The 14,466-nt window shown below is 64.2% G+C and carries 15 protein-coding genes; all 15 read left to right on the top strand.

Annotation, left to right across the window (positions count from 1 at the left end; translation table 11 throughout):
* Nucleotides 1–187 precede the first annotated feature (187 nt).
* The 15 genes from ACQR03_RS08180 to ACQR03_RS08110 all read left to right on the top strand — a co-directional run bounded on the left by ACQR03_RS08180 (nucleotide 188) and on the right by ACQR03_RS08110 (nucleotide 14,456).
* Nucleotides 188–553, top strand: coding sequence for an NADH-quinone oxidoreductase subunit A (locus ACQR03_RS08180; protein ID WP_008964559.1), 366 nt, complete (start codon nucleotides 188–190; stop codon nucleotides 551–553).
* Entirely contained in the window at nucleotides 550–1,134 is a 585-nt protein-coding gene (locus ACQR03_RS08175; RefSeq protein ID WP_173424458.1) for a NuoB/complex I 20 kDa subunit family protein, read from the top strand. The genes ACQR03_RS08180 and ACQR03_RS08175 overlap by 4 nt, the downstream gene beginning before the upstream one ends.
* Before the next feature lie 12 nt (nucleotides 1,135–1,146).
* Nucleotides 1,147–1,752, top strand: a complete 606-nt coding sequence (locus ACQR03_RS08170) for an NADH-quinone oxidoreductase subunit C (protein WP_315750887.1) — start codon at nucleotides 1,147–1,149, stop codon at nucleotides 1,750–1,752.
* Nucleotides 1,753–1,766: 14 nt separating this feature from the next.
* Nucleotides 1,767–2,963, top strand: coding sequence for an NADH-quinone oxidoreductase subunit D (locus ACQR03_RS08165; protein WP_315711546.1), 1,197 nt, complete (start codon nucleotides 1,767–1,769; stop codon nucleotides 2,961–2,963).
* A complete protein-coding gene (locus tag ACQR03_RS08160) occupies nucleotides 2,963–3,922 on the top strand; it encodes an FkbM family methyltransferase (RefSeq protein ID WP_315750889.1) in 960 nt (319 codons plus the stop codon). The genes ACQR03_RS08165 and ACQR03_RS08160 overlap by 1 nt, the downstream gene beginning before the upstream one ends.
* 14 nt (nucleotides 3,923–3,936) lie before the next feature.
* The gene (gene nuoE, locus ACQR03_RS08155) at nucleotides 3,937–4,548 is read left to right on the top strand and encodes an NADH-quinone oxidoreductase subunit NuoE (protein WP_434841178.1); all 612 of its coding nucleotides are present in this window, start codon (nucleotides 3,937–3,939) and stop codon (nucleotides 4,546–4,548) included.
* On the top strand, nucleotides 4,545–4,760 hold the full coding sequence (locus ACQR03_RS08150; protein ID WP_315711550.1) for a hypothetical protein: 216 nt from the start codon (nucleotides 4,545–4,547) through the stop codon (nucleotides 4,758–4,760). The genes nuoE and ACQR03_RS08150 overlap by 4 nt, the downstream gene beginning before the upstream one ends.
* Before the next feature lie 22 nt (nucleotides 4,761–4,782).
* Nucleotides 4,783–6,108, top strand: a complete 1,326-nt coding sequence (gene nuoF / locus ACQR03_RS08145; protein WP_315750890.1) for an NADH-quinone oxidoreductase subunit NuoF — start codon at nucleotides 4,783–4,785, stop codon at nucleotides 6,106–6,108.
* A 99-nt stretch (nucleotides 6,109–6,207) separates the two neighbouring features.
* Nucleotides 6,208–8,277: an NADH-quinone oxidoreductase subunit NuoG gene (nuoG, locus tag ACQR03_RS08140; protein ID WP_315711555.1), complete on the top strand. Its 2,070-nt coding sequence runs from the start codon at nucleotides 6,208–6,210 to the stop codon at nucleotides 8,275–8,277.
* A 10-nt stretch (nucleotides 8,278–8,287) separates the two neighbouring features.
* Nucleotides 8,288–9,358: an NADH-quinone oxidoreductase subunit NuoH gene (gene nuoH, locus ACQR03_RS08135; protein WP_315711556.1), complete on the top strand. Its 1,071-nt coding sequence runs from the start codon at nucleotides 8,288–8,290 to the stop codon at nucleotides 9,356–9,358.
* Nucleotides 9,359–9,365: 7 nt separating this feature from the next.
* Entirely contained in the window at nucleotides 9,366–9,854 is a 489-nt protein-coding gene (gene nuoI, locus ACQR03_RS08130) for an NADH-quinone oxidoreductase subunit NuoI (RefSeq protein ID WP_006611003.1), read from the top strand.
* Between the two features lie 9 nt (nucleotides 9,855–9,863).
* Complete coding sequence (locus tag ACQR03_RS08125) at nucleotides 9,864–10,502, top strand: NADH-quinone oxidoreductase subunit J (protein ID WP_015666525.1); 639 nt, start codon at nucleotides 9,864–9,866, stop codon at nucleotides 10,500–10,502.
* Nucleotides 10,499–10,807, top strand: a complete 309-nt coding sequence (nuoK, locus tag ACQR03_RS08120; RefSeq protein ID WP_315711558.1) for an NADH-quinone oxidoreductase subunit NuoK — start codon at nucleotides 10,499–10,501, stop codon at nucleotides 10,805–10,807. Before ACQR03_RS08125 ends, nuoK begins: the two co-directional genes overlap by 4 nt.
* A 65-nt stretch (nucleotides 10,808–10,872) precedes the next feature.
* Complete coding sequence (gene nuoL / locus ACQR03_RS08115; RefSeq protein ID WP_316202910.1) at nucleotides 10,873–12,951, top strand: NADH-quinone oxidoreductase subunit L; 2,079 nt, start codon at nucleotides 10,873–10,875, stop codon at nucleotides 12,949–12,951.
* Complete coding sequence (locus ACQR03_RS08110) at nucleotides 12,948–14,456, top strand: NADH-quinone oxidoreductase subunit M (protein WP_315711560.1); 1,509 nt, start codon at nucleotides 12,948–12,950, stop codon at nucleotides 14,454–14,456. Before nuoL ends, ACQR03_RS08110 begins: the two co-directional genes overlap by 4 nt.
* Nucleotides 14,457–14,466: the final 10 nt, after the last annotated feature.

Genomic DNA, 14,466 nt, shown 5'->3' with positions numbered 1-14,466 from the left:
TGCGGCTCCTGCACGCGTCATCCGCGGCGCCGTTGCTCGGTGTGTCCGGGTTTCCGCAATGTGGGGAGGGATGACACCGGCGAGACGGCTTGTCTTGCGCGGCTTGGTGCGCTGCGCTAAGGCTTCGACCAATTCCAATGCAACGAGTCTGCGGTTTGCACCGAAACCGCAGAGGAAAGTGGCGCCGATGACCGGCATCCTTCAGAACTATCTCCCCCTCGTCGTTTTCATAGGTGTCGCAGCCATCATCGGGGTGGTGCTGCTGATCGCGCCGTTCCTGGTCGCCTACCAGCAGCCCGATCCCGAGAAGCTCTCCGCGTACGAGTGCGGCTTCAATGCGTTCGACGACGCCCGCATGAAGTTCGACGTCCGCTTCTATCTGGTTGCCATCCTTTTCATCATCTTCGACCTCGAAGTCGCCTTCCTGTTCCCCTGGGCAGTCGCATTCGGCAAGCTCGGCGCGGCCGGCTTCTGGTCGATGCTGGTGTTCCTGGCCGTGTTGACGGTCGGGTTTGCCTACGAATGGAAGAAAGGCGCGCTTGAATGGGATTGAGCCCGACCACGTCCTCGACCGGGCCGGCGATCGCTCCGGCCCCGAAGGGCATTCTCGATCCCGCGACCGGCAGGCCGATCGGTGCCAACGACCCGTATTTCCTCGAGGTCAGGCACGAACTGTCGGACAAGGGATTCTTCGTCGCCACCGCTGACGATCTCATCACCTGGGCCCGCACCGGCTCGCTGATGTGGATGACGTTCGGCCTAGCCTGCTGCGCCGTCGAGATGATGCAGGTCTCGATGCCGCGCTACGACGTCGAGCGGTTCGGCTTCGCGCCGCGCGCCTCGCCGCGCCAGTCCGACGTGATGATCGTCGCCGGCACGCTGACCAACAAGATGGCGCCGGCGCTGCGCAAGGTCTACGACCAGATGCCGGAGCCGCGCTACGTCATCTCGATGGGGTCGTGCGCCAATGGCGGCGGCTACTATCACTATTCCTATTCGGTGGTCCGCGGCTGCGACCGCATCGTTCCCATTGACATCTACGTGCCCGGCTGTCCGCCGACCGCCGAAGCGCTGCTGTACGGTGTGCTGCTGCTGCAGAAGAAGATCCGGCGCACCGGCACCATCGAACGCTGAAGGTTTTTCGTTATGGACGACGGCAGGCTCGACGCCCTTGGGCAGACGATCGTAAGCGCGCTCCCGGGCGCCGCGATCGGCCATACGGTCGCTTTCAATCAGCTCACGGTGAACGTGGAGTCCGCCCGGATCGTCGAGGTCGTGACACATCTGCGCGACGATCCGGCTCTCCGCTTCGTCAACATCACCGACATCACGGCGGTCGACTATCCTGAGCGCGCCAAACGTTTCGATGTTGTCTATCACTTCCTGTCACCGACGCTGAACGCGCGCATCCGGCTCAAGGCCGAGGCCGACGAGACGACGCAGGTGCCGTCGCTGATCGATGTCTTTCCGGGCGCCGATTGGTTCGAGCGCGAGGCCTACGACCTCTACGGCGTGATCTTCGTCGGCCACCCGGACATGCGCCGCCTGCTGACGGATTACGGCTTCGACGGCCATCCGCTGCGCAAGGACTTCCCGACGACGGGGTTCGTCGAGGTGCGCTACGACGATCAGGAGAAGCGGGTCATCTACGAGCCGGTGCGGCTCAACCAGGAGTTCCGCAAGTTCGATTTCCTGTCGCCCTGGGAAGGTGCGGACTATCCGCTGCCCGGCGACGAGAAGGCGACGAAGTGAGTGGGAGCGCGAGCATGAACGAGCAGAGCCCGGCCCTCCGCAACTTCACGATCAATTTCGGCCCGCAGCATCCGGCGGCCCATGGCGTTCTGCGCCTGGTGCTGGAGCTGGACGGCGAGGTGGTCGAGCGCGTCGATCCGCATATCGGCCTGCTGCATCGCGGCACCGAGAAGCTGATCGAGACCAAGACCTACATGCAGGCGATGCCCTATTTCGATCGGCTCGACTACGTCGCGCCGATGAATCAGGAGCATGCCTTCTGCCTCGCCGCCGAACGCCTGCTCGGCATCGAGGTTCCGCGCCGCGGCCAGCTGATCCGCGTGCTCTACTCCGAGATCGGACGGCTGCTGTCGCATCTGCTCAACGTCACCACCCAGGCGATGGACGTCGGCGCGCTGACCCCGCCGCTGTGGGGCTTCGAGGAGCGCGAGAAGCTGATGGTGTTCTATGAGCGCGCCTCCGGCTCGCGCATGCACGCCAACTACTTCCGCATCGGTGGCGTCCACCAGGACCTGCCGCCGAAGCTGATCGACGACATCGACGCATTCTGCGATCCGTTCCTGAAGGTGGTCGACGATCTCGACCGGCTTCTCACCGGCAACCGCATCTTCAAGCAGCGTAACGTCGACATCGGCGTCGTGACCCTGAAGCAGGCCTGGGAGTGGGGCTTCTCCGGCGTGATGGTGCGCGGCTCGGGCGCGGCCTGGGACCTGCGCAAGTCGCAGCCCTACGACGTCTATGCCGAGATGGAGTTCGACGTTCCGATCGGCAAGAACGGCGACTGCTACGACCGCTATCTGATCCGCATGGAAGAGATGCGCCAGTCGGTGCGTATCATGAAGCAGTGCATCCAGAAGCTGCGCGCACCGGACGGGCAGGGCCCGGTGATGATCACCGACAACAAGATCGCTCCGCCGCGCCGTGGCGAGATGAAGCGCTCGATGGAAGCGCTGATCCACCACTTCAAACTCTACACCGAAGGCGTGCACGTGCCGGCAGGCGAGATCTATGCGGCCGTCGAGGCGCCGAAGGGCGAGTTCGGCGTCTATCTCGTCGCCGACGGCACCAACAAGCCGTACAAGTGCAAGATCCGCGCTCCGGGCTTCGCGCATCTACAGGCGATGGATTTCATCTGCCGCGGCCATCTGCTCGCCGACGTCTCGGCCATTCTCGGCTCGCTCGACATCGTGTTCGGAGAGGTGGACCGCTGATGGGCCATGCGCCGATCCAGTTCGATCGTGCTTCCGGAGCGCTCGAAGGAGCGAACCTCTGGGAGCGCACGGCTGCATTGGCGCTGTCGACCGGCTCGAAGATTTCCTCGCATTTCTCGCATCGCGGCTACAACCGCTGTGCCAATCTGCTGCGGCTGGCGCTGCCCGAACGCGACATCGCGGTGAAGCTCAACCCGGACGCCGTGTTCGAGTTTCCCTATGGCGACGGCTATTGGAGCAAGCTGCTCAACCGCGACTATCACTATGAGGACGAACTCGAGTTCCTGTTTCTCGGCACTGTCGATGTCGACTACACCTTCATCGACGGCGGGGCCAATTACGGCTACTGGTCGGTGCTGGTGTCGAGCACGCCCTACGGCGCGCACAAGGCGATCGCGATCGAGCCGTCCTCGGCGAACTTCGCCAAGCTCGCGAACAATGCGCAGATCAACGGCGGCCGCTTCGAAGTGATGAAGTGCGCCATCGGCGAACGCCGCGGCGTCGCGCATCTCACCGGTACCAAGCACGAGGCCTTCAGTATCGCCGGCGACAGCGCCGGCGGCGAGCAGGTGCCGGTGATGGCGCTCGACGATCTGATCGACGACGGCAAGGTCGCCGCTTCCGGCAAGTACCTGATCAAGCTCGACGTCGAGGGCGTCGAGATCGAGGCGATCAAGGGCGGGGCGCGGCTGCTCGCGACCGACAGCATGATCCTGTGCGAGGAGCACGGCCAGGATCGCAACCATACGGTTTCGCGCTACATCCTCGATCAGACGCCGATGCAACTGATGGTCTACGACCCCGCAAGCGGCCGCCTCGAGACCGTGACAGAGCTGTCGATCCTCGACCGGATCAAGGCGTCCGCCCACGTCGGCTATAACGTGTTCGGAACTGCAAGTGCCTTCTGGCAGAATCGCGTCGCAGCGCTCAATGCAAGTGCCGCGCGCCGCATGCAATGAAAGATTGAAGAGCCATGTCCGTCCGCCGTCTTGCCCCGAAGGAAGTCCAGCCCGCGAGCTTTGCGTTCACGGACGAGAACCTTGCCTTCGCCAAAGCGCAGATCGCGAAATATCCGGAAGGCCGCCAGGCCTCGGCCGTGATCGCGATCCTGTGGCGCGCGCAGGAGCAGAACGAAGGCTGGGTGTCGGAGGCGGCCATCCGCGTCGTCGCCGACATGCTCGGCATGCCCTACATCCGCGTGCTCGAGGTGGCGACCTTCTACACGATGTTCCAGCTGCAGCCGGTCGGCAAGAAGGCGCATGTGCAGGTGTGCGGCACCACGCCGTGCCGTTTGCGCGGCGCCGAAGAACTGATCGAGGTCTGCAAGCATCGCATCCATCACGATCCCTTCCACCTATCGAAGGACGGCGACTTCAGCTGGGAAGAGGTCGAGTGCCTGGGCGCCTGCGTGAACGCGCCGATGGTGCAGGTCTGGAAGGACACCTATGAGGACCTGACGCCGGAGAGCTTCGGCAAGGTGCTCGACGGCTTCGCGACCGGCAACCTGCCGACGCAGGGTCCGCAGAATGGCCGCCAATTCTCGGCGCCGGCGGGCGGGCCGACCACGCTGAAGGAGAAGACATGAGCCGCAATCGCACCCGCGTTGCGGCCCTGACCGAAGAGGGCGCCGCAATGAAGAACTGGCGCTACGTGGCACTGCATACGCTCGCAGCCGCCGCTTTCATTTTCGTGCTGCAGCGGTTCGCGCTCAATGCGACGCTGGAGTCCAGTCTGCTGTGGGCCTTGGTGTTCGGCGGCTGCGCCGCCTTCATCGCCACCATGCAGTCGAACCGCTGACACCCGAGGAAGCCGTCTGATCATGCTCGACGACAAGGACCGCATCTTCACCAACCTCTATGGCCTGCATGATTGGGGCCTCGAAGGCGCACGCCGGCGCGGCAGCTGGGATGGCACCAAGGCGCTGATCGAAAAAGGTCGCGACTGGATCATCAACGAGATGAAGGCTTCCGGCCTGCGCGGCCGCGGCGGCGCCGGCTTCCCGACCGGCTTGAAATGGTCGTTCATGCCGAAGGAATCGACCGACGGTCGGCCGAGCTACCTCGTGGTCAACGCCGACGAGTCCGAGCCCGGCACCTGCAAGGATCGCGAGATCATGCGGCACGATCCGCATCATCTCGTCGAGGGCTGCCTGCTGGCCAGCTTCGCGATGAACGCGCATGCCTGCTACATCTATGTGCGCGGCGAGTTCATCCGCGAGCGCGAGCGGCTGCAGGCGGCGATCGATCAGGCCTATGAGGCCAACCTGATCGGCAAGAACAACATCCATGGCTGGCCGTTCGATCTCTATGTCGCGCATGGCGCCGGCGCCTATATCTGCGGCGAGGAGACCGCGCTGCTGGAGAGCCTCGAAGGCAAAAAGGGCCAGCCGCGGCTGAAGCCGCCTTTCCCAGCGAACGTCGGCCTCTATGGCTGCCCGACCACCGTCAACAACGTCGAGTCGATCGCGGTGGCGCCGACCATCCTGCGCCGCGGCGCCGCGTGGTTTGCCGGCATCGGCCGTCCGAACAATGTCGGCACAAAACTGTTCTGCATCTCCGGTCACGTCGAGCGGCCTTGCAACGTCGAAGAGGCGATGGGCATCCCGTTCCGCGAGCTGATCGAGAAGCATTGCGGCGGCATCCGTGGCGGCTGGGACAATCTGAAGGCGGTCATCCCCGGCGGCTCGTCCGTGCGCATGGTGCCGGCCGAGCAGATCATCGATACGCCGATGGATTTCGACAGCCTGTCGAAGCTGCGCTCCGGCCTCGGCACCGCGGCCGTGATCGTGATGGACAAGTCGACCGACCTGATCCGAGCGATCGCGCGCATTTCCTACTTCTACAAGCATGAGAGCTGCGGCCAGTGTACGCCGTGCCGCGAGGGCACCGGCTGGATGTGGCGCGTGCTGACGCGCATGGCCGAGGGCCGGGCGCACAAGCGCGAGATCGACATGCTGCTCGAAGTCACCAAGCAGATCGAGGGCCACACGATCTGCGCGCTGGGCGACGCGGCAGCTTGGCCGATCCAGGGGCTGATCACGCATTTCCGTCACGAGATCGAGGCGCGCATTGACCAGTATTCGCACAAGGCCGATGTCGACGACGTGGGCGTGCGCGATCCCGCGCGCATGGTAGCGGCGGAGTAGGTGATGGCGGCCCGGTTCGCCAGCAACGTTTTCCCCGCGCTCGCGCCCTCACGGTGCGCAGCGGCGCGGTGGTCCGTGGTTTGAGAGAGATGTGAGGCAATGACCAAGATCATCATCGATGGCAAAGAGATCGATGTGCCGCCGGAGTACACGCTGTTGCAGGCGTGCGAGGCGGCGGGCGCCGAGATCCCGCGCTTCTGCTATCATGAGCGGCTGTCGATCGCCGGCAACTGCCGGATGTGCCTCGTCGAGGTGAAGGGCGGACCGAAACCGGTCGCGAGCTGCGCCTGGGGCGTGCGCGACTGCCGGCCGGGCCCGAAGGGCGAGCCGCCGGAGATCTCGACGCGGTCGCCGATGGTCAAGAAGGCGCGCGAAGGCGTGATGGAATTCCTTCTGATCAACCATCCGCTGGACTGCCCGATCTGCGACCAGGGCGGCGAGTGTGACCTGCAGGACCAGGCGATGGGCTATGGTGTGGACACCAGCCGCTTCGCCGAGAACAAGCGCGCCGTCGAGGACAAGTATCTCGGCGCATTGGTCAAGACCTCGATGAACCGCTGCATCCAGTGCACGCGTTGCGTCCGCTTCTCGGCGGAAGTCTGCGGCGTGCCGGAAATGGGCGCGATCGGCCGTGGCGAGGACATGGAGATCACGACGTATCTCGAGCAGGCGCTGAGTTCGGAGCTGCAGGGCAATCTGGTCGACATCTGTCCGGTCGGTGCGCTGACCTCGAAGCCCTACGCTTTCGCCGCACGCCCCTGGGAGCTCGGCAAGACGCAGTCGATCGACGTCATGGATGGCGTGGGCTCGGCGATCCGTGTCGACACCCGCGGCCGCGAGGTGATGCGCATCCTGCCGCGCATCAACGATGCCGTGAACGAGGAGTGGATCTCCGACAAGACCCGCCATGTCGTCGACGGCCTGCGCACGCAGCGGCTCGATCGTCCCTACGTTCGCGAGGATGGCAAGCTGCGCGCCGCCTCCTGGCCGGAGGCGTTCAAGGCGATTGCCACCAAGCTGTCGCGCATCGACGGCAAGCGCATCGGCGCGATCGCCGGCGATCTCGCCGCGGTCGAAGAGATGTTCGCGCTCAAGGATCTGCTCGCCAAGCTCGGCTCGACCAACGTCGCGGTGCAAGGCGGTGACAGCTTCGATGCCAAGCTCGGCCGTGCGTCCTATCTGTTCAATCCGACCATCGCGGGTATCGAGCAGGCCGACGCGATCCTGATCATTGGCGCCAATCCGCGCAAGGAAGCGGCCGTGCTCAACGCCCGCATCCGCAAGCGCTGGCGCTCGGGCCAGCTCAAGGTCGGCGTGGTCGGTCCCAAGGCCGACCTGACCTATGCCTATGAGCACATCGGCGCGGGCACGGACTCGCTGAGCGACGTCGCCGCCGGCAAGCACTCGTTTGCGACCACCTTCCGCAACGCCAAGAACCCGATCGTGCTGGTCGGCGCCGGCGCCGCGGCGCGCCACGATGGCGGCGCGATCCTGTCGCTGGCCGCCAAGATCGCGATGGACGTCAACGCCGTGCGCGACGACTGGAACGGCTTTGCCGTGCTGCACGACACCGCCTCGCGGGTCGGCGCCCTCGACATCGGCTTCAACGGCACCGGCCTCACGGCTGCGCAGATGACGACGTTCGGCACCATGGACGTGATGTTCCTGCTCGGCGCCGACGAGGTCGATGTGCCCGAGGGCGTTTTCGTCGTCTACATCGGTACCCATGGCGACCGCGGTGCCCATCGTGCCGATGTCATCCTGCCGGGGGCTGCCTACACCGAGAAGTCCGGGCTCTACGTCAACACCGAGGGCCGGGTGCAGATGACGGGCCGGGCGTCATTCCCGCCAGGCGAGGCACGCGAGGACTGGGCGATCATCCGGGCGCTGTCCGACGTGCTCGGCAGGAAGCTCGGCTACGACTCGCTGGCCGCGCTGCGCGTTGCGATCATCAAGGCCGTGCCGCATCTTGGCCGCGTCGACCAGATCGAGGCGGGCAAGATCGCCGACATCAAGACCCTGGCTGGCAAGGGCGGCAACCTCGAGAAGGCACCGTTCAAGCCGCTGATCGACGACTTCTATCTCACCAATCCGATCGCGCGCGCATCGGCGGTCATGGCGGAATGTTCCCGTCTGGCTTCCGGGCAGATGCTGACGGCAGCGGAGTGAGCGTGACCTGATGGCTGATTTCTTCGCAAGCTCGTTCTGGACCGGCTTCCTCTGGCCGCTGATCATCATGGTCGCGCAGAGCGTCCTGCTGCTCGTCGTCCTGCTGGTCGCGATCGCCTACATCCTGCTGGCCGACCGGAAGATCTGGGCGGCGGTGCAGATCCGCCGGGGTCCCAACGTGGTCGGGCCCTGGGGCCTGTTCCAGTCGTTCGCAGACCTGCTGAAGTTCGTGCTCAAGGAGCCGATCATTCCGGCCGGCGCCAACAAGGGCGTGTTCCTGCTGGCACCGCTGGTCTCCTGCGTGCTGGCGCTGGCGGCCTGGGCGGTGATTCCGACCAATCTCGGCTGGGCGATCGCCGACATCAATGTCGGCATTCTCTTCATCTTCGCGATCTCGTCACTGTCGATCTACGGCATCATCATGGCCGGCTGGTCGTCGAACTCGAAGTATCCGTTCCTGGCGGCGCTGCGCTCGGCGGCGCAGATGGTGTCCTACGAGGTCTCGATCGGCTTCGTCATCATCACCGTGCTGCTCTGCGCCGGCACCTTGAACCTGTCGGCGGTGGTCGAGGCGCAGCATGCCCGCGGGCTTGCGAGCCTGATCGGCCTGCCGCAGCTGACGATCCTGAACTGGTACGTCTGGCCGCTGTTCCCGATGTTCGTGGTGTTCTACGTCTCGGCGCTGGCCGAGACCAACCGTCCGCCCTTCGATCTCGTCGAGGCGGAATCGGAGCTCGTTGCCGGCTTCATGGTGGAATACGGCTCGACGCCGTATCTGCTGTTCATGCTCGGCGAGTATGTCGCGATCACCACGATGTGCGCGCTGGCGACGATCCTGTTTCTGGGCGGCTGGCTGCCGCCGATCGATCTGCCGCCGTTCAACTGGGTGCCGGGCGTCATCTGGTTCTCGCTCAAGCTGTTCTTCATGTTCTTCCTGATCGCGATGGCGAAAGCGATCGTGCCGCGCTACCGCTACGACCAGTTGATGCGACTGGGCTGGAAAGTATTCCTGCCGCTGTCGCTGGCCATGGTGGTCATCGTCGCAGGCGTGCTGCACTTCGCCGGCATCGCGCCGAAATGAGGCTGTCATGAACATTTCCGCCACCGCACGGTCGCTGCTGCTGCAGGAGTTCGTCTCCGCATTCTTCCTCGCGATGCGCTACTTCTTCCAGCCGAAGCCGACCCTGAACTATCCGTTCGAGAAGGGCCCGATCTCGCCGCGCTTCCGCGGCGAGCACGCGTTGCGGCGCTATCCCAATGGCGAAGAGCGCTGCATCGCCTGCAAGCTGTGCGAGGCGGTCTGTCCCGCGCAGGCGATCACGATCGAGGCCGGTCCGCGCCGCAACGACGGCACCCGCCGCACGGTGCGCTACGACATCGACATGGTGAAGTGCATCTATTGCGGCCTGTGCCAGGAAGCTTGTCCGGTCGACGCCATCGTCGAAGGACCGAACTTCGAGTTCGCGACCGAGACCCGCGAGGAGCTGTATTATGACAAGGCCAAGCTGCTCGCGAATGGCGACCGCTGGGAGCGCGAGATCTCCAAAGCCATCGCGCTCGACGCGCCGTACCGCTGAGGCCGTCCGATGATCCTTCCTGCGCTCTTCTTCTATCTCTTCGCGGCGGTCTGCGTGGCCTCGGCCGTGATGGTGATCGTCTCGAAGAACCCCGTTCACTCGGTGCTCTATCTGATCCTCGCCTTCGTCAACGCCTCCGGCCTGTTCGTGCTGATGGGCGCCGAATTCCTGGCGATGATCCTCGTGGTCGTCTACGTCGGCGCGGTCGCGGTGCTGTTCCTGTTCGTGATCATGATGCTCGATGTCGACTTCACGGAGCTGCGCGAGGGCTTCCTGCAGTACATGCCGATCGGACTGGTCATCGGCGGCATCTTCCTGTTCGAGCTGCTGCTGACGGTGTCCTACTGGGTCATCAACCCGACGACGCCGAAGGCGATCACCGCGGCGATCCCGACCAACGTCACCAATACCGAGGCGCTCGGCCTCGTGCTCTATACGAAGTACATCCATTACTTCCAGCTCTCCGGCATGATCCTGCTGGTGGCGATGATCGGCGCGATCGTGCTGACGCTGCGCCACAAGGCGAGCGTCAAGCGCCAGGACATCAACGTCCAGAACGCGCGCACGCCGGAGATGGCGATGGCGGTCCGCAAGGTCGCGGTCGGGCAGGGGCTGCAGGACACGGACGCGGCGGAGTGGGTGAAATGACCATCGGATTGGGGCACTATCTCGCCGTCGCGGCCATGCTGTTCACGCTCGGCATCCTCGGCATCTTCCTGAACCGCAAGAACATCATCGTCATCTTGATGTCGGTCGAGCTGATCCTGCTTGCGGTGAACATCAATCTGGTGGCGTTCTCGACATTCCTGGGCGACATCGTCGGGCAGGTGTTCGCGCTGCTGGTTTTGACAGTTGCGGCGGCGGAAGCCGCGATCGGCCTTGCCGTGCTGGTGGTCTACTTCCGCAACCGCGGCTCGATTGCGGTCGAAGACGTCAATATGATGAAGGGCTAAGGGCGCATGATCCGCACAGATGGGGGCCGGCTCGCCGGCAAGGTCATGCGTAAGGGAACGGGCGAATGATCCAGGCCATTGTCTTTCTGCCGCTGCTGGGCGCGATCCTGGCCGGCCTGATCGCGCTGCTCGGCGCGCATGCGCGCCATCCGAGCGGTGATACGGTCGAGCATCATCACGACGACGGTCATCACCACGGCGCCGCCGACGCGCACGCGCACGCGCATGACGATCACGGCCACGGACACGACGACCATCATGTCGCCGAGCCGCCGGCCTCCGGCACCTGGGCGGCGCAGGTGATCACGACGGCGCTGCTGTTCGTGTCGGCCGGCCTGTCCTGGGCGATGCTGATCAGCGTCGGCTTCATGCACCACGAGGCGGGTGTGAAAGAGCTGTTGCCCTGGATCAATTCCGGCGAGCTGCAGGTGTCCTGGGCGCTGCGTGTCGACACGCTCACGGCGGTGATGCTGGTCGTTGTGACCAGCGTGTCCTCGCTCGTCCACCTCTATTCGATCGGCTATATGGACGAGGATCCGAACCGTCCGCGCTTCTTCGCTTATCTGTCGCTGTTCACCTTCGCGATGCTGATGCTGGTGACCGCGAACAACCTCGTGCAACTGTTCTTCGGCTGGGAGGGCGTCGGTCTGGCGAGCTACCTGCTGATCGGCTTCTGGTTCCAGAAGCCGTCGGCCAACGCTGCCGCCATCAAGGCCTTCGTCGTCAACCGCGTCGGCGATTTCGGCTTCGCGCTCGGCATCTTCGCCGTGTTCCTGCTGGCGAAGTCGACCGACTTCGAGACCATCTTCGCCGCCGCGCCGAGCTTTGCCGGCAAGACGATCAACTTCCTCGGCTGGCATGCCGACGCGCTGACCCTGACCTGCCTGCTGCTGTTCATGGGCGCCATGGGCAAGTCGGCACAGTTCCTGCTGCATACCTGGCTGCCGGACGCGATGGAAGGTCCGACCCCGGTCTCGGCGCTGATCCATGCCGCGACCATGGTCACCGCCGGCGTCTTCATGGTCGCGCGCCTGTCGCCGCTGTTCGAGCTCGCCCCGAACGCCCAGGCCGTCGTGATGTTCTTCGGCGCGACCACGGCGTTCTTCGCTGCGACCGTCGGCCTCGTGCAGAACGACATCAAGCGCATCGTCGCCTACTCGACCTGCTCGCAGCTCGGCTACATGTTCGTGGCGATGGGAGCAGGGGCCTATTCGGTCGGCATGTTCCATCTGTTCACGCATGCCTTCTTCAAGGCGCTGCTGTTCTTGGGCTCTGGCTCGGTGATCTACGCGATGCATCACGAGCAGGACATCCGCAACATGGGCGGCCTGTGGCGCAAGATCCCATACACCTTCGCGGTGATGACGGTCGGCACCCTGGCGCTCACCGGCTTCCCCGGCTTCGCAGGCTTCTTCTCCAAGGATGCGATCATCGAGGCCGCGTACGCCGCGCACAATCCGTTCGCGACCTACGCGTATTTCCTCACCATTGTCGCCGCCGGCCTGACCTCGTTCTATTCCTGGCGCCTGGTGTTCAAGACCTTCTTCGGCACGCCGCACGATCAGCATCATTATGATGCCGCACACGAGAGCCCGATCTGGATGCTCATCCCGATCGGCGTGCTCGCGGCAGGCTCGATTCTGGCCGGCCTCCCGTTCAAGGGCGTGTTCACCGATCCCCATGGCGTCGAGCACTTCTTCGGCGAGTCGATGAAGATGAACCCGCACATTCTCGAAGACATGGAGCACATGCCGGCCTGGCTCGCTCAGCTTCCCTTCGTCATGATGGTGCTGGGATTTGTGGTCTCCTACATCTTCTACGTCAGACGTCCGGACATCCCGGAGGAGCTCGCCGCGCAGCAGCCGCTGCTCTACAAGTTCCTGCTCAACAAGTGGTACTTCGACGAGCTGTATGACGTGATCTTCGTCCGTCCGGCGAAGTGGCTCGGCCGCTTCCTCTGGAAGAAGGGCGACGGCTTCGTCATCGACGGCTTCGGTCCGGACGGTGTCTCGGCGCGGGTGCTCGACATCACGCGCAACGTCGTCAAGATCCAGACCGGGTACCTCTATCATTACGCCTTTGCCATGCTGATCGGCGTCGCCGGCCTGATCACCTGGTTCATGTTCATGGGGGGCCAGCAATGACCACCTGGCCAATTCTCTCCGTCGTCACCTTCCTGCCGATCGTCGGTGCGCTGCTGATCTATCTGGTCCGCGGCGACGACGAGGCGGCTAGGCGCAATGCGCGCTGGATCGCGCTGTGGACCACGCTGATCACGTTCGGGGTGTCGGTGATCCTGGTGCTGCGCTTCGATCCCGCCCAGACCGACTTCCAATTCGTCGAGAAGTCGAACTGGCTGGCGGCCGGCATCAGCTACCACATGGGCGTCGACGGCATCTCGCTGCCGTTCGTGATCCTGACCACCGCCCTGATGCCGTTCTGCATCATCGCGAGCTGGAAGTCGGTGACCAACCGGCTGCGCGAATACATGATGGCGTTCCTGATCCTGGAAACGCTGATGGTCGGCACGTTCTCGGCGCTCGACCTCGTGCTGTTCTATCTGTTCTTCGAGGGCGGCTTGATCCCGATGTTCCTGATCATCGGCGTCTGGGGCGGTCCGCGCCGGGTCTACGCCTCGTTCAAGTTCTTCCTCTACACGCTGCTCGGCTCGGTGCTGATGCTGCTCGCCATCATGGCGCTGTACTGGAACGCCGGCACGACCGACATTCCGACCTTGATGCATACGGCGGTGCCGCGGTCCTTGCAGACCTGGGCGTGGCTGGCGTTCTTCGCCTCCTTTGCGGTGAAGATGCCGATGTGGCCGGTGCACACCTGGCTGCCGGACGCGCACGTCGAGGCGCCGACCGCGGGCTCGGTGATCCTGGCCGCGATCCTCTTGAAGATGGGTGGCTACGGCTTCCTGCGCTTCTCGCTGCCGATGTTCCCGCTGGCCTCGCACGACTTCGCGCCGCTGGTGTTCACGCTCTCGGCGATCGCGATCATCTACACCTCGCTGGTCGCGCTGATGCAGGAGGACATCAAGAAGCTGATCGCCTACTCATCGGTGGCGCATATGGGCTTCGTCACCATGGGCATCTTCGCGGGCACCATGCAGGGTGTCGCCGGAGGCGTGTTCCAGATGATTTCGCACGGTATCGTCTCGGGCGCGCTGTTCCTTTGCGTCGGCGTGGTCTATGACCGCATGCATACCCGCGAGATCGCGGCCTACGGCGGCCTCGTGAACCGGATGCCGGTCTACGCGCTGGTGTTCATGGTGTTCACGATGGCCAATGTCGGCCTGCCCGGCACGTCCGGCTTCGTCGGCGAGTTCATGACCCTGCTCGGCACTTTCAAGGTGTCGATCCCGACCGCGTTCTTCGCGACATCAGGCGTCATCCTCTCGGCGGCCTACGCGTTGTGGCTTTACCGCAAGGTGGTGTTCGGTGCGCTGACCAAGCCGTCGCTCGCCAGCATCAAAGATCTCACCCTGCGTGAGGGCGTGATCCTGTTTCCGCTGGTGGCGCTGACCATCCTGTTCGGCGTTTATCCGAAGCCGATCCTCGACATGTCGGCGGCGTCGGTGCAGCAGCTCGTCAACAACTACAATACCGCCGTGACGGCCGTGAAGGCCGCCGCGCTGCTCCAATGATGAGACCTTG

The organism is Bradyrhizobium sp. HKCCYLS3070, from assembly GCF_051167575.1.
Classification (GTDB): domain Bacteria; phylum Pseudomonadota; class Alphaproteobacteria; order Rhizobiales; family Xanthobacteraceae; genus Bradyrhizobium.
The sequence above is the reverse complement of the archived record's forward strand: the minus strand, read 5'-3'. Positions and strand labels throughout refer to the sequence as shown.

Coding starts and splice junctions, on each gene's coding strand:
- nuoG (WP_315711555.1), top strand. CDS start 6,208: ATGACCAAGATCATCATCGATGGCAAAGAGATCGATGTGCCGCCGGAG.
- ACQR03_RS08160 (WP_315750889.1), top strand. CDS start 2,963: ATGGGCCATGCGCCGATCCAGTTCGATCGTGCTTCCGGAGCGCTCGAA.
- nuoK (WP_315711558.1), top strand. CDS start 10,499: ATGACCATCGGATTGGGGCACTATCTCGCCGTCGCGGCCATGCTGTTC.
- nuoE (WP_434841178.1), top strand. CDS start 3,937: ATGTCCGTCCGCCGTCTTGCCCCGAAGGAAGTCCAGCCCGCGAGCTTT.
- ACQR03_RS08170 (WP_315750887.1), top strand. CDS start 1,147: ATGGACGACGGCAGGCTCGACGCCCTTGGGCAGACGATCGTAAGCGCG.
- ACQR03_RS08165 (WP_315711546.1), top strand. CDS start 1,767: ATGAACGAGCAGAGCCCGGCCCTCCGCAACTTCACGATCAATTTCGGC.
- nuoI (WP_006611003.1), top strand. CDS start 9,366: ATGAACATTTCCGCCACCGCACGGTCGCTGCTGCTGCAGGAGTTCGTC.
- ACQR03_RS08180 (WP_008964559.1), top strand. CDS start 188: ATGACCGGCATCCTTCAGAACTATCTCCCCCTCGTCGTTTTCATAGGT.
- nuoL (WP_316202910.1), top strand. CDS start 10,873: ATGATCCAGGCCATTGTCTTTCTGCCGCTGCTGGGCGCGATCCTGGCC.
- ACQR03_RS08110 (WP_315711560.1), top strand. CDS start 12,948: ATGACCACCTGGCCAATTCTCTCCGTCGTCACCTTCCTGCCGATCGTC.
- ACQR03_RS08150 (WP_315711550.1), top strand. CDS start 4,545: ATGAGCCGCAATCGCACCCGCGTTGCGGCCCTGACCGAAGAGGGCGCC.
- ACQR03_RS08125 (WP_015666525.1), top strand. CDS start 9,864: ATGATCCTTCCTGCGCTCTTCTTCTATCTCTTCGCGGCGGTCTGCGTG.
- nuoH (WP_315711556.1), top strand. CDS start 8,288: ATGGCTGATTTCTTCGCAAGCTCGTTCTGGACCGGCTTCCTCTGGCCG.
- nuoF (WP_315750890.1), top strand. CDS start 4,783: ATGCTCGACGACAAGGACCGCATCTTCACCAACCTCTATGGCCTGCAT.